The organism is Acinetobacter sp. CY79 (assembly GCF_059515845.1).
In genome coordinates this window covers 140197-159791 of the sequence record NZ_JCAKMY010000002.1, presented here as the reverse complement: position 1 = coordinate 159791, position 19595 = coordinate 140197, and the positions used below count along the sequence as shown (strand labels likewise).

Genomic DNA, 19595 nt, shown 5'->3' with positions numbered 1-19595 from the left:
GTGTATTTTTTACGAAGTGCTCAAAGGCTTGAAGATCTCGAATCCTCGAAGGGCGTCCTGCATTTTGAGGTTTAGGCTGTTTGAGCTGACCAGTCTGCTGTTCGAGTAGGATCCAATCATCTAGGGTGGTTCTTGCAATATTAAACAGTTCACACGTTTTGGATTTATGCTGTGATTCTTTATAAAACTGCATGACTTTTTCGCGTAAATCGACAGAATATGTTTTTGGCATGATCCTAAATCTTAGTGTTTTTTCTATTGTAGCTCATATTGGATTTTTAGCTATAAAACAGATGCCATCATCTCAACAGAATGCACAGTCGCTGTTGTTTTATCCTTTGATTGGACTCCTGATTGGGCTTGTACTTTTTGTCATCGCTGTAGTTTTAGTCAAACTCCCGATTGTTCTGCTTTCGACATTCTTGTTGGTGGTGTGGATCTGGATCACGGGTGGTTTACATCTAGATGGTCTTGCAGATACAGCAGATGCGTGGGTCGGTGGTTTTGGTGATGCCGAAAGAACCTTAAGTATTATGAAAGACCCAAGGAGCGGACCTATCGGTGTTCTGAGTTTACTGATTGTCTGTGCTTTAAAATGGTCTGCATTATATGTGTTATTAGAACAGCAACAGCTATGGTTACTTCTCTTCGTTCCGATGCTTGCACGATTAAGTCCATTGATCTTATTTCTAACGACACCTTATGTCAGAGATCAGGGTTTAGGCACAGCCATGAGTCAGTATATTCCTCAAAAACTCAGTTATATGATTATTGTTGGAGTCTTGGGGCTCTGCGGTATCGTTGGACTGTGGGGCTTCATACTTGTGGTTTTGAGCTTAATCATTATATGGTATTTAAGAGCTAAATTTATCCAGCGGATCGGTGGAATTACAGGTGATACCATGGGTGCAACGATCGAATGGATAGAGTCAGTCAGCTTATTTGGGATTATGTGTCTGTTGAGTTTATATTGATGCTTTTTTATAGCTTTACTCTAAATTTACAAACTTAGGCAGGATAGGTTGCCTAAATGATCGTTTTGAATGACAACGGTGGGCAGAAGTATTAGTATCAGAATTTTGTGTAAATGATTCAGACCTTTAAAATACATCATAAAATAAAACGCAATGAAATGAATTGCCATCAAAGTGTTATATTGAATAGTCTATAATTATTCTATTCTGATTAAATCAATGTTCATGTATTGATGAAATTTTTGAAGAGTTATTGTGGCTAAAGAGAGGGAGTTCTTTCTAAGTTCAGATAGAATGAAATTAGTACAGTGCTCTGCAACTAAAGAATAATACTTTTTTGGACAATATTTCATCAAAATAGCGAGCCAAAATGATATTTCGTTGACTGAATTGCAATGAAGAACGATACTCTCAATGTTTTTATTTAAGCAAATCGGTTCGATGAGGCTGGATCAAAAGTTCGGTACTCACATACTCAATCTAAAGCAAGGGGCTATATATGGCTGGTGGAAAGTCAACAATCATTTACACACTGACCGACGAGGCGCCATTGTTGGCGACTTACTCTCTACTGCCGATCATTGAGACCTTTACTAAGCCTGCTGGCGTTGAGATTGTCAAAAGTGACATCTCTGTAGCGGTACGTGTACTCGCAGAATTCGCAGATTACCTCACTGAAGAGCAAAAAGTGCCAGATACACTTGCTGAGTTAGGTCGTCTTACACAAGACCCAGACACCAATATTATCAAACTCCCAAATATTAGTGCTTCTGTAGGTCAATTGACAGCGTGCATTAAAGAACTTCAATCGAAGGGTTACGCAATTCCAGATTACCCAGAAAATCCGGTAACTGAAGAAGAAAAGTCGATCAAAGTACGTTACAGCAAATGTTTAGGTTCTGCTGTAAACCCAGTATTACGTGAAGGTAACTCTGACCGTCGTGCACCTGCTGCTGTTAAGAACTACGTCAAAAAGCACCCACACTCTATGACAGAGTGGAAACAGTGGTCACAAACTCACGTTTCTCACATGGATGAAGGCGACTTCTACCATGGCGAAAAATCAATGACGCTTGACCGTGCACGTAACGTAAAAATGGAACTTGTGACGAACAGTGGTGAAACTGTTGTTCTTAAAGAAAAAGTTGCACTTCAAGACGGCGAAATCATTGATTCGATGTTCATGAGCAAGAAAGCGCTTTGCGATTTCTATGAAAAAGAATTAGATGATTGTAAAGAAGCAGGTATTTTGTTCTCTTTACACGTAAAAGCAACCATGATGAAAGTTTCACACCCGATCGTATTTGGTCACTGTGTGAAAATTTACTACAAAGAAGCTTTTGAAAAACATGCAAAATTGTTTGATGAGCTTGGTGTTAACGTCAATAACGGTATGGCTGGTCTTTACGAAAAGATCGAAACTTTACCAACCTCTGTACGTGAAGAAATCATTGCTGATTTACATGCTTGCCAAGAACACCGTCCAGCACTTGCAATGGTTGATTCTGCAAAAGGCATCACAAACTTCCATTCACCGAACGACGTGATTGTAGATGCTTCAATGCCTGCAATGATCCGTGGTGGCGGTAAAATGTGGGGCGCTGATGGCAAACCTTACGACTGTAAAGCAGTAATGCCTGAATCTACATTTGCGCGTATTTACCAAGAAATGATCAATTTCTGTAAATGGAATGGTAACTTCGATCCACGTACAATGGGTACTGTACCGAACGTGGGCTTGATGGCGCAAAAAGCAGAAGAATACGGTTCGCACGATAAAACTTTTGAAATCGCTCAAGCTGGCGTAGCAAACATCACTGACATCGAAACTGGTGAAGTGTTGATGTCTCAAAACGTGGAAGAAGGCGATATCTGGCGCATGTGTCAGGTGAAAGATGCACCGATCCGTGACTGGGTGAAATTGGCTGTAACTCGTGCACGTAACTCAGGCATGCCTGCTATTTTCTGGCTTGACCCATACCGTCCACACGAAAATGAGCTTATCAAGAAAGTACAAACTTACTTGAAAGATCACGATACAACGGGTCTAGACATTCAAATCATGTCTCAAGTTCGTGCAATGCGTTATACACTTGAGCGTGTTGCGCGTGGTTTAGATACGATTTCTGTAACAGGTAACATCCTGCGTGATTACCTCACAGACTTGTTCCCAATTATGGAATTGGGTACTTCTGCGAAAATGTTGTCTATCGTTCCGTTAATGGCGGGTGGTGGCATGTACGAAACTGGTGCAGGCGGTTCAGCACCTAAACACGTACAACAGCTTGTTGAAGAAAACCACTTACGTTGGGATTCACTGGGTGAGTTCATGGCGCTAGCTGTATCGCTAGAAGAAATGGGCATTAAAGAAAACAATGCTGACATCAAGTTACTTGCTAAAACTTTAGACCAAGCAACGGGTAAACTTCTCGATAACGATAAGTCTCCTTCACGCCGTACAGGTGAGTTGGATAACCGTGGTAGTCATTTCTACCTTGCTAAATTCTGGGCTGAAGAACTTGCTGCTCAAGACGAAAATGCTGAATTAAAAGCGAAGTTTGCGCCACTCGCGAAAACTTTAGCTGAAAATGAAGACAAAATCGTTGCTGAACTTGCAGCAGTACAAGGTAAAGCTGCTGATATCGGTGGTTACTACGCACTTGATCAAGACAAAGTAAATGCTGTAATGCGTCCAAGTGCTACGCTTAACGCAGCTCTTGCTAGCCTTTAATATATAAGTTTGAAGTCGCTCATGATGGTGTGATTTCATACTAGTTTAAAGAAAAGACCGATGCTTAGGCATCGGTCTTTTTGATTTCAATGATTAAACTCTTAAACCGATGTAAACAGAATTGAAATTTCTGTTTTTCTTCCCATTTGATAGAAATATTTTTAATGTATTTATCTAATTTTTCAGATAATTGATTGGCTTAATTTTTATATGGTTCTCTAGAAATACCAATTTATATGGCTTAAAATTTAATCAATTAAGAATAATTGGGGTAAAATTAACTTTATAATTTATATCGTAAAGTTAGGTTTATTAGGGATATTTTAGCATTGATGCATGCTTTGAACTGATGAGATCATATTGGATTTACTTATATTGAATAAACTGTATGTTATAATTTGTAAAATAATTCCGATGTACTAATCGCGAAATGAATTGTTCTTCGTGTTTGGCGAATGAAACTGAATTGTTATAAGAGGGCTGCATAGATGCAGCTTTTTTAATTCTATTTTATTGATCGGAACTGTCATTTGGGTACGTTTTTTGAATGTATTATTGATGCAAAATACACCAGTAATTCATTTTATAAATGATCTAAACTTACTTAACACATAGCTCAATCTTAAACAGGGGCTCACCAATGACAAATCCCAATCCTTCAGTGGGTTTGCTTGAACGCTTATTCAAATTAAGTGAAAACAAAACCACCTTCAGAACAGAAGTCCTTGCAGGTGTAACGACATTTTTAACCATGTGTTACATCATTATCGTCAACCCATTGATTCTTTCTGAAACAGGAATGGACCATGGTGCTGTATTTGTGGCTACCTGTTTAGCTGCAGCAATTGGTTGTTTGGTTATGGGAATCGTAGCAAACTATCCAATCGCATTAGCACCAGGTATGGGACTTAATGCCTACTTTACTTATTCAGTATGTATCGGAATGGGTGTGCCTTGGCAGACTGCATTAGCAGCTGTATTTGTATCTGGCTTGGTCTTTATTGCGATCAGTATGTTCAAAATCCGTGAAGCGATTGTGAACGCGATTCCAATGTCATTGAAGTTTGCGATTGGTGGCGGTATTGGTTTGTTCCTTGCGCTTGTAGCATTGAAAAATGCAGGAGTTATTGTTGATAATCCTGCAACATTGGTGGGCTTAGGGGATCTTAAGCAACCTTCTGTCATGCTGGCATTGTTAGGTTTCTTAATGGTTGTCGTTATGCATCATTTTAAAGTGCGTGGCGCCATTATTATCAGTATTTTGGTTGTGACTGCAATCGCTACTGCATTAGGTTATAACGAATTTAAAGGTGTTGTAGGTACAATTCCTTCGATGGCGCCTACATTCATGCAAATGGACTTTGAGGGTCTATTTACCGCAAGTTTGATCGGTGTGATTTTCGTATTCTTCTTGGTTGATTTATTCGATTCTACAGGAACATTGGTCGGTGTATCTCACCGTGCAGGCTTGTTGAAAGATGGTAAATTGCCACGCTTAAAGAAAGCTTTATTTGCTGACTCTTCTGCAATTGTTGCAGGTGCTGCATTGGGTACGTCTTCAACCACGCCTTATATCGAGTCATCTGCGGGCGTCGCTGCGGGTGGTCGTACAGGTCTAACCGCTGTGGTCGTTGGTATTCTATTTGTATTGTGCTTATTCTTAGCGCCGCTTGCTCAATCGGTACCTGGTTTTGCAACAGCACCTGCATTGTTATTTGTCGGTGTGTTGATGATTCAGGGTATCACCAATATTGATTGGGATGATATCACTGAAGCTGTACCTGCATTCTTGACTATTGTGTTCATGCCTTTCACTTATTCAATCGCAGATGGTATCGCCATGGGCTTTATCAGCTATGCATTGATTAAGTTATTTACAGGTAAAGCAAAAACAGTTCCGTACATGGTATGGATCATTGCGGTACTGTGGGTGATTAAGTTTGTTGCATTTGGTGGTTAACACGTCCATTACAAAAAGGGTGTAAACTCAGTTTGCACCCTTTTTTTTATATTGATATTTTTCTGATTTTTTATATTTTGAGGTCATTCACATGAACCAATTAGAGCTCATTCGTGCTTTACCTAAAGCAGAATTACACGTCCATATCGAAGGGACATTTGAGCCCGAGCTCATGTTCTCAATTGCGCAACGCAATCAAATTGATATTCCATATAAAAGTGTTGAAGAAGTGAAACAAGCGTATAACTTCCATAATCTTCAATCCTTCTTAGATATTTATTACGCTGGCGCAAATGTGTTGATTCATGAACAAGATTTTTATGATCTTGCATGGGCTTACTTTGAAAAATGTGCAGAAGACAATGTGGTTCATACTGAAATGTTCTTTGACCCACAAACACATACAGATCGTGGTATTGCATTTGAAGTGGTATTGAATGGATTACAACGTGCTTGTGATGATGCGCAATCTAAGTTGGGTATTACGTCACACTTAATTATGTGCTTCTTACGTCACTTGAGTGAAGAGGCCGCATTCAAAACACTTGAACAAGCATTGCCCTATAAAGATCAAATTGTTGGCGTTGGTTTAGATTCAAGTGAAGTTGGGCATCCACCTTCAAAATTCGAACGTGTATTTGCAAAAGCACGCGAGGAAGGTTTCTTGATTGTTGCACATGCGGGTGAAGAAGGCCCTGCTGAATATGTGTGGGAAGCTTTAGATTTGCTTAAAGTCAATCGTATCGATCACGGTGTTCGCTCAGAAGAAGATCCAAAGTTAATGGCGCGTTTGATTGCTGAAAAAATGCCACTCACGGTTTGTCCATTATCAAACTTAAAGCTTCGTGTGGTAGATGATATGGCAGAGCACAATATCCGTCGTTTATTACAACAGGGCGTGCATGTAACAGTCAATTCTGATGATCCATCTTATTTTGGTGGTTATATGAATGATAACTTCATTGCCATTGCTGAATCTTTAGATTTAAGTCATGAAGAGTTGAAGCAACTCGCCATTAATTCTTTTGAGGCTTCATTTATTTCTGATCAAGAAAAACAAAATTGGACAGCGAAAATTAATGCGATTGCATAAGCTTTAGCATGCATAAGCTGAACAGCGCATAGATGTTTAAGATAAAGCTGTGATCGTTCACAGCTTTATTATTTTTATAGCATTGAAATTCAAATGAGATTTCTTGAACAATCAAAACATGCTGAAGTATTGCATGCTGATTGTATGGGTATGGCAATAGGGATGTCGAATTACTTTTGCTGACCGAACAGAGCGTTTAAGTCAAAAACTACTTAAGCCCGCCAGTCTAATAAAATGTAATCAAGCACTTTCTGACTCGAGAATTTGGAAGGAAACGGCATTTTTGATGAATGAACAGCAAAACCTCGTTAATCAAAAAGGCATTTGTGAGTGTGTCAGTGACCATGCAATGGATAATATGAATGCACCAGTTTGATTAAAAGCGTCCTTCAATGATGCTGAAAAAGAAAAACTTATCAATAAAGAACAGTTTGATTGGTTGTACTCAGCAAGCTTTGAAATCATAGAAGCACCTTATGTGCTTCTATTTAGTGAATTAGGCGTTTAAGTGCATCAGTCTTTAGGCTGACGTGTCATGCTGTTTAATACATTGTCTTTATCGATGAAATGATGTTTCAGCGCGGCCGCAATATGACCGACTAACAATAATCCTGCTGCCCAAGAAATCCAAATGTGTAGAGGTTTAACAACAGCAGTGACGGCAGGATTTTCACCAATCAACGCAGGTAAGTCAAACAAGTAAAGCACAGGTGCGGGATAGCCAACACTCCAGCTATACAGACAGCCAGTAATTGGTAATGCTAATAACATGAAATAAAGCCCAATGTGCCCTAAATGAGCAAGCATTTTCATGGTCGGTGACATTGTGTCAGGCAGCTTTGGCGCAGGGTGGGTATAACGCCAAAAGATCCGTATAACTACGAGAAAAATGATCGTTGTTGCAATGTTTTTGTGAAAACTAATCACATCACCTTTGAAGCTTCCATCAATATCGTAGCTTAAAAAATTACCGCTATAAAAACCAACAATCCAAGCGAGAATAAAGATGATCGCCATGAGCCAATGAATGATTTGAGCAGTGCGAGTGTAGTATTGTTTTGAGTTATTCATGATTCAATTCGATTTTTTGGTTTGTGTATCATAGTTGAAAGCATCAGATTGTTATAGCTCAGATCTAGAACATAGTGTTGAATGAATAGAACAATCGTAAAAAATTGAGAACAAGCGCATTTGTTCTCAATTTAGACAGATGACTGTGATGTACAATTTAAATATTTCTAAATATATTCAAATTAGGCAGAATATCGCTATTATTTTTATAAACATCAGGATGTTTAAGTGAAAAAATTAATCACAGTATTTGCACCATTGGCTTTAGTCTTGTCTGCTTGTGCTACAGGAACGACTGGTACATCTTCAACAGCAGGTACAACGACTCAACAATTGGGTGTGGCTGCTTTGAAAATCGGTATCAATGCCAAATGTACAACTGAGTTGAATAATCTACCTGCTTGGCAAACGGCAACAAAGCTGATGACAACTGAACAAAAAACCAATATTCAAACTGAAATTTGTGGTTGTGTTAGCGAAAAAGCGCCTCAAAGTGTAACGGCTGTGGATTTGGCTGCTGCGGCAATTGATCCTGCTGCGCGTGCTACTATTGTTTCAAATGTGGTTACGAAAACAATCAATGCTTGCGTTGCGGAAGCTGTGAACTAAGTTTGAATTATTGAAAACAGGCTGACTTGTTCAGCCTCTTTTTTTGGGAAATGATGAAGAATGTTAATAGCTGGTGCGGATGAAGCAGGGCGTGGACCACTGGTGGGTTCGGTTGTCGCTGCTGCGGTGATATTGGATCCAAATAATCCGATTGTAGGATTAAATGATTCTAAGAAATTAACGGAAAAGAAACGTGAAAAACTTTTCATAGAAATTCAAGAAAAGGCATTGGCATGGGCAATTGCTGAAGCAACGCATCAAGAAATTGATGAGATTAATATTTTACAAGCCTCTTTATTGGCAATGCGTAGAGCGGTCGAAGCTTTATCTATTCAACCTGAACTGGTTCGAGTCGATGGGAATAAGGTTCCACAGGGTTTGACAATGGCATGTGAAGCCGTGATTGGTGGGGATGCTTTACATGAGGAGATATCTGCGGCCAGTATATTGGCTAAAGTGACACGTGATCGTGAAATGGTTGAATTGGATATGAAGTATCCACAATATGGTTTTGCAAAACATAAAGGATATCCGACTAAAGCACATTTCGAGGCGATTGCGGTGCATGGGGTGATTGATGAGCACCGTAGAAGTTATGGACCTGTAAAGAAGGCTTTAGGTCTGATTGATTAGGTTGAATAGAATCAAATTGTACAGATAAATTTAAAGCGGCTATTTAGCCGCTTTATGAATTTAAAACGTTTTAGTCTTAGCGATTAAAATCGTTTTGTTTAAAATTATCATCTTCAAATGAAGGTTGTTCAAATGAAGGCTGTTCAAATGTAGGTTGTTGATAATCTTGATCAATGTGTTGCAAATGCTCGTGCATTGCACGTTCATGTTGAATACGTTGATAGATTTCTTCACGGTGTACAGATACTTCTTTCGGAGCATTAACACCAATGCGTACTTGGTTACCTTTGACACCAAGTACAGTAACACTGACTTGATCCCCAATCATTAAAGTTTCCCCGACACGACGGGTAAGAATCAGCATGTTTATCTCCTTGCTTAAACGCTAAACCTGCGATAGTTATATTCAAAAAAAATGAAAAGCAACAACTCAGGATTATGTGAAAATTTTAACAGAAAAATGTGACGAAATAAGCGTTTTCTAGCACACTATTAAAATATTCCGATGATCCGGCAGGCTTAATATAACAGAGCCACTATAGGAAAAACTATAGTGGCTCTGATTATTTATTTCACTTAATAACAAGAATTGTTATAAGTGAACAAATGTTATTAGTAAACTATTATGCGCGAACACTCGATTCACCAGATTCACGATCAAGACCGAAAGCAGTGTGAAGTGAACGAACAGCAAGTTCTAAATATTTTTCATCAATAATCACTGAAATTTTAATTTCAGATGTTGAAATCATTAAAATATTGATGCCTTCTTTCGCCAATGCTGTAAACATTTTACTTGCAACACCTGCATGTGAACGCATACCCACACCAACGATTGACACTTTTACGATGTCATCACGAGTAGACACTTCACGAGCGCCAATTTCTTGAGCTGTTGTTTCAAGAATTGATTTTGCTTTTGAAAGTTCACCACGGTTCACTGTAAATGTAAAATCAGTCGTACCATCTTCTTCAACGTTTTGGATGATCATATCCACTTCAACGTTTGCATCACCGATCGGGCACAAAATTTTAGACGCAATACCTGGCTCATCTGGAACGCCAAGAATAGTTAATTTTGCTTCGTCACGGTTAAACGCGATACCTGAGATAATTGGTTGTTCCATGTTGTCTTCCGCTTCAGTGGTGATTAGTGTCCCGACATTTTGTTTAAAATCTTCGTCGAATGCGCCATCATCGTCATTATCAAAACTTGATAATACGCGTAAAGGCACTTGGTATTTGCCTGCAAATTCAACTGAACGAATTTGTAAGACTTTAGAACCAAGTGATGCCATTTCAAGCATTTCTTCAAATGAAATACGATCAACTTTTTTCGCTTTAGGTGCTACACGTGGGTCAGTGGTATATACGCCATCAACATCTGTGTAAATTTGGCATTCATCTGCTTTAAGTGCTGCAGCAATCGCAACACCAGAAGTATCAGAACCACCACGACCAAGCGTGGTTGTATTGCCAAACTCATCAAAACCTTGGAAACCAGCAACAACCAAAACACGACCTGCGTCTAGGTTGTCATTTAACACTTGAGTGTCGATTGATTCGATTCGTGCTTTATTAAATGAGCTGTCAGTTTTCATGCCAACTTGGCGACCTGTTAATGATTTTGCTTCTACTCCAATAGAGTTCAACGCCATCGCTAACATAGAAATCGTAACCTGTTCACCGGTAGACACCATTTGGTCTAATTCACGAGGATCAGGGGTTTCGGTAATGGCTTTCGCTAAAGCAAGTAGACGATTGGTTTCGCCACTCATAGCAGATACAACCACGACCACCTTGTGACCATGATCATGCCAACGCTTTACACGACGAGCAACATTTAAAATGCGCTCGGGAGTACCCATAGAGGTACCGCCATATTTTTGAACGATTAATGCCATAGTTGTTCCATATAAACCATGACCCTGAACTACCTATCAGGGTCAGTTACACAAAAGGTGAAGTATTATTTAGCTTCAAGCCAAGCAGTTAATTCTGCCATCACTGTTGCAAACTTCTCGTTAAGTGGCGCGCCACCTTGTGCCAAGTCAGGTTTACCACCACCTTTACCACCCAGCTCAGTTGCCAAGTGTTTGATGATGTCACCCGCTTTAATAGAAGCAGTAAAGTCTTTTGCTACAGATGCGATCAAGCTAACCTTGTCACCCTCAACACCTGCAAGAACAATGACTGCATTTTCTAATTTTGATTTCACACCGTCGTGTAGGTTGCGTAATGATTTCGCATCCATATTTTGAACAGTCGTGATTAGCGTTGTACGACCAGCAATCTGTTGAACTTGACTTAAAAGTTCAGATGCTTGGAAGTTCGCCAATTTTTGATTCAGTTGATCAATTTGCTTTTGCAAACTTGAAGCTGTATCTACAATCGCTTCAACTTTTTCTAAAGTTTGATCTTTTTGAGCTTTAAGTAAGCCATTGATGGTGTAAATATCACGATCCGCTTTTTGAGCAACTTCAATCGCTTTTGTGCCTGTTATTGCTTCGATACGACGAACACCAGCAGCTACACCAGCTTCAGAAGTGATTTTAAAAAGACCAATGTCGCCTGTACGCTTGACGTGAATACCACCACACAGTTCGATTGAGAAGTTTTTATCTTCAATCACTGAACCCATAGACAGCACACGAACTTCATCACCGTATTTTTCACCAAATAACATCATCGCGCCTTTGGCTTTGGCAGATTCGATATCAAGAAGTTCAGTTGAAACAGCAGTGTTGGCAATCACTTCTGCATTGACTAAGCGTTCAATTTCTTGTAGCTGTTCAAATGTTACAGGTTGATCATTGGCAAAGTCGAAACGTAATACATCTGATGCAACCAATGAACCTTTTTGCTGAACGTGACCACCTAAAATTTGGCGAAGTGCAGCATGTAGAAGGTGAGTCGCAGAGTGGTTACGTGCGGTTGCCGCGCGAATGTCTGCTTTTACAGTTGTTTCAACAGATTGAGTTGCTTTTAGGCTCCCCATGGTCACGATACCTTGGTGTACAAACGCTCCACCAGATTTCTTAGTATCTTGAACTTCGAAAATACCCGTATCGTTTTTGAAGAGTCCTGTATCACCGATTTGACCACCGCTTTCAGCATAGAAAGGGGTTTGATTCAATACGATTAAAGCTTCATCACCTTCAACGACTTCGTCCACTTGCTCGCCATCTTTATAGATAGCGACAATTTGACCTTGACCAGCAGTTGTATCATAACCATCAAATTGAGTTTCGCCTTCAACTTTAACAACGCTGTTGTAGTCGATTGCAAATTTACCCGCATCACGTGCACGTTGACGTTGAGCCGCCATTTCAACTTCAAAACCAGCTTCATCGATGGTTAACTCACGTTCACGTGCGATGTCAGCGGTTAAGTCCGTTGGGAAACCATACGTGTCATACAGTTTGAAAACAACTTCACCAGGAATGACAGAACCTTTTAAATTTGCAAGTTCGCCTTCAAGCAATTTCAAACCTTGCTCTAAAGTTTTAGCGAATTGCTCTTCTTCTTTTAAAAGTTGTGCTTCGATACGTGCTTGTTGAGCAGCAAGTTCAGGATATGCATCGCCCATCACTTCGATTAAAGGCTTTAACATTTTGTGGAAGAATGAACCTGTTGCACCCAATTTATTACCATGACGTACAGCACGACGGATGATACGACGTAGGACATAACCACGACCTTCATTAGAAGGATTAACGCCATCAGCAATCAAGAATGAACATGAGCGTGCATGGTCAGCAACAACTTTTAAAGATGCAGGATAGTTAACTGGCTTAGCTTCAGCTTGTGCTTTTGCTTCAAGTTCGGCTGTATCTAAACCGATGACTTCTGCAGCACCTTTGAGTAGGTGTTGGAATAAGTCGATTTCATAGTTTGAGTTTACATGTTGTAAAACTGCAGAAATACGTTCCAAGCCCATACCTGTATCGACAGAAGGCGCAGGAAGCGGGTGGAGCACGCCATCAGCAGTACGATTGAACTGCATGAATACGTTGTTCCAAATTTCGATGAAACGGTCACCATCTTCTTCAGGGCTACCTGGTAAACCACCCCAAATGTGATCGCCATGGTCAAAGAAGATTTCAGAACATGGACCACAAGGACCTGTGTCACCCATTGCCCAGAAGTTATCTGATGCGTATTGACCGCCTTTGTTGTCACCGATGCGAATGATTCGGCTTGCATCTAAACCAATATCTTTGTTCCAGATGTCAAAAGCTTCATCATCAGTGTGATAAACAGTGGCATAGAGCTTGTCTTTTGGAAGACCTAACCATTGTTCATTGGTTAAGAAATCCCAAGCGAATTTGATGGCATCACGTTTGAAATAATCACCAAACGAGAAGTTACCTAACATTTCAAAGAAAGTATGGTGACGTGCTGTATAACCGACATTATCTAAATCGTTATGTTTACCGCCTGCACGAACGCATTTTTGCGATGATACTGCGCGTACATAATCACGTTTTTCTAGACCTAGGAAACAATCTTTAAACTGGTTCATGCCCGCATTGGTGAACAGTAAAGTTGGGTCGTTGGCAGGTACGAGTGAACTCGACGCGACACGTGTATGCCCTTGCGATTCAAAGTAACGCAAAAATGCTTCACGAATTTCAGCTGATGTCATAAAACGAGTACTCACAACCAAGTCACTCCATAATTTCTGATTTGCAAACGCGTTACAGTCTGACAAGAATTAAGCTTCTTTGCTGGAACACAGGCTTATTTTTAAAAAACGCCAAATTATAACGGAAAATGTATGATGCACCAACGATTTTAAAGTCTTTTGATGACAATTTGCATTCAGCTTGATTTAAAGTAGAGAATTGATCTAGGTTTTAAAATTTATCTAAGCCATTGTTATATTTTTAAAAGCATCAATTAAAAACATCTCAATAGGATTGACTGTGCTTTATCTCTGATTTTTAATACCTTTTAAGGTTCATTGACTGGATGCTTTAACGCCTTAATGAGGGCATGATTCATCATTTTTACTGAATAAAGATAAAGCGAGAATTTATATCTGTATTTGCTTTAAATCTATTAATATAGAGCAGTGGTACTTTTGAATTGATTGAATAAGGGTTTCTGATGCAACAAGTGGCGATAAATGGATTTGGTCGAATCGGGCGTAATGTATTGCGTGCATGGTTTGAAAATCCAAAACATTTTAATTTTGAGATCGTCGCAATTAATGATGTCGCAGATGTAGATACCCTGATTCATTTATTTAAATATGATACGACGCATGGTCGTTTTCATGGCGAAGTTGAACTGAGCTATGAGGGTGTTCAACCTTACTTAAATATCAACTGTGGTCAATCTGAACTGAAAGTCCAAGTGCATAGCCAAGCTGATCCAGAACGTTTACCTTGGCGGCATTTAGCAATCGATGTGGTGCTAGAATGTACGGGATTGTTTCGCTCACGTGTTGCAGCGGGTAAGCATCTACAAGCAGGTGCTAAACGGGTGATCATCGGTGCTGCGCCTTTTGATACTGTTGATGCTGCGATTGTTTATGGCGTTAATCACCTTGATGTGAAAGCAACAGATCAAATTATCTCGAGTGTTTCATGTACCACGCAGGCGCTCGTACCTTTGGTTAAAATCATTGACGATGCTTTCGGAATAGATACAGCACTGATGACTGAAATCCATGCAGTGACTGCGGATCAGTCTGTACTTGATCATGCACATCGTGATTTACGTCGTGCCAGAGCATCAGGTCAAAATATTATTCCAACGACTTCATCGGCACTTGGCGCACTTAAAAATGTGATGCCGAAAATGGAAGGGCGTATCGATGGGTATTCTATTCGTGTTCCAACCATTAATGTGGCTGCAATTGACCTCACGTTTACTTCACAATCACTGATTACATCGCATAGCTTGAATGAGGTGCTCAGCAACGCTGCACGATCAGATTATGCATGCATCATGGATGTGACCAATGAGCCTTTGGTATCTAGTGATTTTAACCACTCTCCATATTCTTTAATTGTCGATTTAAGTCAGACCATGGTAGTCGGTCATCAAGCTAAAGTATTTGCTTGGTATGATAATGAGTGGGGATATGCCAATCGCTTACTGGATCTGTGTGAGTCTTTTCAAGCGTAAATGCTATGTTTAATACAGGTTATCAAGTTCTGAAAGTAAATTGTCAGGCATTTTAGATTTTAAGCATTGATCGTTATTTTTACATTTAGAGATTAATGTGTTTTTTAACTCAAATTACAATGCTTATTCAAATATGGGTTGTGGGGGATTTTGATGATTATGATTTGGTTGGTAATGATTGTATTGGTTGTTGCGGTCACGGTGATGTTTTGGATGTTGATGAAAAAACAGCAACATCAAAATGTGGATGATTTGGTAATTCAGCAACTAGAAAATAAAGTGCAATCTCTAGAGCTTAATTTGCAGAAAACTTTAGAAATTATGCAAGACTTGGCGAAGAAAATGAATGTTCAGCAAGAAGTACTTGATATCAATGCACAGAAATTAAAACTAGTTGAAACTCAAAATGTTGAATTGGTCTCAATACTGGCTCAAGTTGTAAATCCAAAATCTTAAGGCTTAATGTTGCTTGCCAGAGATCGAATCTAGATGTTGTTTGATTTATTGGTATTGACAGTATTTTTTCGAATAATTTATTGACTCCCTTGCTAGCAGATTGTGAGCTTGATTGAAGAGCTTCATTTATAGAGCAAGGTCTTTAAACGAATCCAAAAGTGAATAACTTGCTCTGATATTTTGAACAAAAGATAAAATCGACGGATACAGTGACTCATTAAAGTATAAGTTAAAGTTCTGTTCAGCTCATAGATGATGAGACAAATTAACTTTTTTGTAGTTGCTCTAAAATTTGATAATTTTTTATAAAAAAGTCTAATGCACAGCTAAAACTATCGTGGTAGACTAGGAGAAATCGGGTGTGTTCCCGATTTTTTTATGCGGATTCGTTCCGCACTGACAGGATTTAGGTTTACAACATGCCCATTTCAGAGACATGGTTATTACCTGATGGTGTAGCTGATGTATTACCAGAGCAAGCGCAAGTTATCGAAACTATGCGTCGTGAAGCCTTAGATTTCCTTGCATCTCGAGGTTATCAATTGGTGTATACGCCATTTATTGAATACATCGAATCTCTATCTTCTCTTTCAGAATCGAATCAAGATTTAGACTTAGCCACTTTTAAAGTCATCGATCAATTATCAGGTCGTTTACTTGGTGTGCGTGCCGATATGACACCACAAGTGGCTCGTATAGATGCGCATGTATATCCAGTAGAAGGTGTGGCTCGTTACTGCTATGCAGGAACAGTTTTACATACTAAACCTCAAGGGTTTAATACCACCCGTGCACCCCTTCAGTTAGGTGCAGAGCTATTTGGTTCAGACAGTATCGATGCTGATGTCGAAATGATCGATGTCATGCTTAACTTGTTAAAAACAACCCAATACGATGAGGGTATCCACCTAGACTTAGGTCATGTGGGCTTGTTCCGTAGCTTGGTTAAATTGGCAGGTTTAAATAAGGCGATCGAGAGTCACCTTTCTGATCTGTACCAACGTAAAGCATTGCCAGAACTTGCAGTCTTCACTCAAGACTTAAATTTTGGTTCAGACTTTTATGCATTAGGTCGTTTTGCAAGTGATTTAGAGGCTTTGCAAAATCATTTAAGTGCAGATGTTTTAGCGGATGACGCTTTTAAATTAGCGCTTGATGCCGTTAAAACGACAAAAATTGAAATTCAAGCACGTTGGCCAAACCTGCACATTGGTATTGATATCGTAGAATTGCGTTCATATCACTACCATACAGGTTTAATGTACGCCGTTTATGCGCCAAATCGTGCAGCACCTTTAGCTCAAGGTGGTCGTTATGACGGTATTGGTGAACACTTTGGGCGTGCACGTCCAGCAACCGGCTTCTCATGTGACTTGTATGCATTAAGCTCAGGTCGCTTTGAAGCAGTGACTGTGGTTGTGGCACCAAAGGGTACACAACGGGATTTACTACAAGCGATTGAACAGACACGCGAACTTGGTTTCAGTGTGATTCAACTTCTTGGCAATGACACGATTAACTCTGTTCCAAATGCGACTCACCAGTTGGTGAATGCATCAGGTGAATGGACAGTGAAACAAATTTAATCTCTTTTCGGTAATGGGTTTTTAACACTATTGCCGCAAAGTTTTCTAATTTTAACAGCATGATGCAATGAGGCTATTATGGGCAAGAATGTTGTGGTACTTGGTACCCAATGGGGCGACGAAGGTAAAGGTAAAATCGTCGACCTGCTCACAGATCAAGCGGCTGCGGTCGTTCGTTACCAAGGCGGACACAACGCGGGTCATACACTCGTGGTTGGTGGTAAGAAAACTGTATTACACCTCATTCCATCTGGTATTTTACGTGAAAACGTATTGTGCTTGATCGGTAACGGTGTGGTTCTTTCACCAGAAGCACTCATCAAAGAGATGGATATTCTTGAAAAAGAAGGCGTTCCTGTTAAAGAGCGTTTACGTATCTCGCCAAACTGTCCACTGATTCTTCCGAACCACATCGCACTTGACCAAGCACGTGAAATCAAACGTGGTAATGCGAAAATTGGTACAACGGGTCGTGGTATCGGTCCAGCATATGAAGATAAAGTTGCTCGTCGCGCAATTCGTGTTGCTGACTTGGTACGTGGTGGCGAACATTTGAAAGCTCAGTTAACTGAACTTCTTGAATACCATAACTTCCAATTGACTCAATTCTACGGCGTAGAAGCAGTTAAATTAGAAGATGTACTTGCACTATGTGACCAATGGCGTGAAGTGGTTGCACCACTGGTTATTGATGTGACTGGTGAATTGCATAAATATCGCAAAGCTGGCGAAAAAATCATGTTTGAAGGTGCGCAAGGCTCACTCCTTGACGTTGACCATGGTACATATCCGTATGTAACTTCTTCAAACACGACTGCTGGTGGCGTAAGCTCAGGTTCAGGTTTGGGTCCATTGCACCTTGACTATGTATTGGGTATTACTAAAGCGTACACGACACGTGTCGGTGCAGGTCCATTCCCAACTGAGCTTGTTTACGATGCTGCCAATGATGTTGGTGATGCGATTGGTAAACACTTGGGTACAATCGGTAATGAGTTTGGTGCGTCGACTGGCCGTCAACGCCGTTGTGGTTGGTTTGATGCTGAAATTCTACGCCGTTCTGTAGAAGTGAACTCACTTTCAGGTATTTGCTTAACTAAACTTGATGTTCTTGATGGTTTAGAAGAAGTGAAAATCTGTGTAGGTTATGAAGCTGCTGATTCAGGTTGTGTAGGTTCTTCTGATGCGCTTGCATTTGAAACTTTAAAACCAATCTACGAAACAATGCCAGGTTGGTCTGAGTCAACTTTTGGTGCGAAATCAATGGATCAATTGCCACAAGCGGCAATTAACTATGTGAAGCGCATTGAACAATTGATCGAATGTCCAATTGATATCGTATCAACGGGTCCAGATCGTGATGAAACAATCGTATTACGTCATCCATTTGATGCTTAATATTTTTGATTGATTCAAAAAAACCCTGTGATTTCACAGGGTTTTTTATTGAAATGTCACATAATGTTATTGTCTTAAAAGTTTTGCAAATTAATATATTCTGACCTTAATCAACGAGAGAAGGTCATGAAATATAAAAATTTAATTGGGGGTGTTGTTGTAATCAGTCTAACTGGTTGCACAACAGTAGCAGACTTCGTCGGAGCAGATTCAGCGACATTAAATTTGAATGCAACGCAAAGTTATAATCAAATGTTGAATGAAGCAAAGAGCAAAAAGGTTTTAGACACGACTTCAGCGACCTATAAAAAAGTAAATCGTGTATTTCACAAAATGAAGCCTTATGCGGATGAGCTGAATCAGACGGGACATAAGTTTGAATGGCAAGTTGCGGTGATCAAGTCTAAAGAAGTGAATGCTTATGTTGCGCCTGGTGGGAAGGTGGTCTTTTATACAGGAATTGTGGACACGCTTAAGCTTACAGACAGTGAAGTCGCTGCCATCATGGGGCATGAAATGGTGCACGCGTTGGAAGAACATGCAAAGAATAAAATGGGTGCTCAAGTTTTAACAGATTTGGCTGTGAATATTGGATCTCAATACGTAGGTCAATCTGTAGGGGGCTATGGTGGTTTACTTTTAGATATGGGGAGTAAGTTTGGTGTTGGACTGCCATTTTCTCGTAATTTAGAAAGCCGTGCAGATAAAGGTGGAATCATGTTGATGGCTAAAGCTGGCTATGATCCCAATGCAGCTGTGACTCTATGGCAAAAAATGAATAAAAATAACAGCAGTGGCAATAATGCTTTAGCTAAGTTTATGTCAACGCATCCATCCAATGAAGATCGTATTGTAAACTTACAAAAACTAATGCCGGAAGCGATGGCTCTTTATAAGAAATAGCCTAAATAATCGTTATAAATACTAAAGTTGCATGAATAAGCAC

At 39.8% G+C, this 19595-nt stretch carries 16 protein-coding genes; 11 read left to right on the top strand and 5 right to left on the bottom strand.

Features of this window, described 5'->3' with window-relative positions; all coding sequences use genetic code 11:
* Window positions 1–232 (bottom strand): helix-turn-helix domain-containing protein (locus AC5YCE_RS01635; RefSeq protein WP_496170659.1); only part of this gene is annotated, 232 nt, incomplete at its 3' end.
* On the opposite strand from AC5YCE_RS01635, the gene AC5YCE_RS01630 reads away from it, so the two are divergent.
* The 4 genes from AC5YCE_RS01630 to AC5YCE_RS01615 all read left to right on the top strand — a co-directional run bounded on the left by AC5YCE_RS01630 (window position 231) and on the right by AC5YCE_RS01615 (window position 6758).
* Window positions 231–974 (top strand): adenosylcobinamide-GDP ribazoletransferase, encoded by a 744-nt coding sequence (locus tag AC5YCE_RS01630; RefSeq protein ID WP_496170657.1) that lies wholly within the window; start codon window positions 231–233, stop codon window positions 972–974. The two genes, AC5YCE_RS01635 and AC5YCE_RS01630, sit on opposite strands and share 2 nt — an antisense overlap.
* A gap of 499 nt (window positions 975–1473) precedes the next feature.
* Entirely contained in the window at window positions 1474–3705 is a 2232-nt protein-coding gene (locus tag AC5YCE_RS01625; protein WP_496126120.1) for an NADP-dependent isocitrate dehydrogenase, read from the top strand.
* Between the two features lie 640 nt (window positions 3706–4345).
* Window positions 4346–5665 carry an NCS2 family permease gene (locus AC5YCE_RS01620; RefSeq protein WP_496126119.1) on the top strand — a complete coding sequence of 440 codons (1320 nt, stop codon included), beginning with the start codon at window positions 4346–4348 and terminating at the stop codon, window positions 5663–5665.
* 91 nt (window positions 5666–5756) lie between these two features.
* Window positions 5757–6758: an adenosine deaminase gene (locus AC5YCE_RS01615; protein WP_496126118.1), complete on the top strand. Its 1002-nt coding sequence runs from the start codon at window positions 5757–5759 to the stop codon at window positions 6756–6758.
* A 513-nt stretch (window positions 6759–7271) separates the two neighbouring features.
* On the opposite strand, the gene AC5YCE_RS01610 is transcribed toward AC5YCE_RS01615, so the two are convergent.
* Window positions 7272–7829 (bottom strand): cytochrome b, encoded by a 558-nt coding sequence (locus AC5YCE_RS01610; RefSeq protein ID WP_496170655.1) that lies wholly within the window; start codon window positions 7827–7829, stop codon window positions 7272–7274.
* 228 nt (window positions 7830–8057) lie between these two features.
* Here AC5YCE_RS01610 and AC5YCE_RS01605 point away from each other — a divergent pair, with 228 nt between their 5' ends.
* On the top strand, window positions 8058–8438 hold the full coding sequence (locus AC5YCE_RS01605) for a hypothetical protein (RefSeq protein WP_496170653.1): 381 nt from the start codon (window positions 8058–8060) through the stop codon (window positions 8436–8438).
* 60 nt (window positions 8439–8498) lie between these two features.
* On the top strand, window positions 8499–9071 hold the full coding sequence (gene rnhB / locus AC5YCE_RS01600) for a ribonuclease HII (RefSeq protein ID WP_496170651.1): 573 nt from the start codon (window positions 8499–8501) through the stop codon (window positions 9069–9071).
* Between the two features lie 76 nt (window positions 9072–9147).
* On the opposite strand, the gene csrA is transcribed toward rnhB, so the two are convergent.
* From csrA to alaS, 3 genes are all read right to left on the bottom strand, one after another.
* The gene (csrA, locus tag AC5YCE_RS01595; protein WP_496125649.1) at window positions 9148–9435 is read right to left on the bottom strand and encodes a carbon storage regulator CsrA; all 288 of its coding nucleotides are present in this window, start codon (window positions 9433–9435) and stop codon (window positions 9148–9150) included.
* Window positions 9436–9694: 259 nt separating this feature from the next.
* Entirely contained in the window at window positions 9695–10975 is a 1281-nt protein-coding gene (locus AC5YCE_RS01590; protein ID WP_496125650.1) for an aspartate kinase, read from the bottom strand.
* 65 nt (window positions 10976–11040) lie between these two features.
* Window positions 11041–13734, bottom strand: coding sequence for an alanine--tRNA ligase (gene alaS / locus AC5YCE_RS01585; RefSeq protein ID WP_496170649.1), 2694 nt, complete (start codon window positions 13732–13734; stop codon window positions 11041–11043).
* A 449-nt stretch (window positions 13735–14183) separates the two neighbouring features.
* Between alaS and AC5YCE_RS01580 the strand changes: the two genes are divergently transcribed.
* From AC5YCE_RS01580 to AC5YCE_RS01560, 5 genes are all read left to right on the top strand, one after another.
* Entirely contained in the window at window positions 14184–15209 is a 1026-nt protein-coding gene (locus AC5YCE_RS01580) for a type I glyceraldehyde-3-phosphate dehydrogenase (protein ID WP_496170647.1), read from the top strand.
* 153 nt (window positions 15210–15362) lie between these two features.
* Window positions 15363–15665, top strand: coding sequence for a hypothetical protein (locus tag AC5YCE_RS01575; RefSeq protein ID WP_496170645.1), 303 nt, complete (start codon window positions 15363–15365; stop codon window positions 15663–15665).
* Between the two features lie 419 nt (window positions 15666–16084).
* Window positions 16085–17251: an ATP phosphoribosyltransferase regulatory subunit gene (locus AC5YCE_RS01570; RefSeq protein WP_496170643.1), complete on the top strand. Its 1167-nt coding sequence runs from the start codon at window positions 16085–16087 to the stop codon at window positions 17249–17251.
* Window positions 17252–17329: 78 nt separating this feature from the next.
* The gene (locus AC5YCE_RS01565; protein ID WP_496125655.1) at window positions 17330–18649 is read left to right on the top strand and encodes an adenylosuccinate synthase; all 1320 of its coding nucleotides are present in this window, start codon (window positions 17330–17332) and stop codon (window positions 18647–18649) included.
* Window positions 18650–18775: 126 nt separating this feature from the next.
* Window positions 18776–19552 (top strand): M48 family metallopeptidase, encoded by a 777-nt coding sequence (locus AC5YCE_RS01560; protein WP_496170641.1) that lies wholly within the window; start codon window positions 18776–18778, stop codon window positions 19550–19552.
* The last annotated feature ends 43 nt before the right edge of the window (window positions 19553–19595 follow it).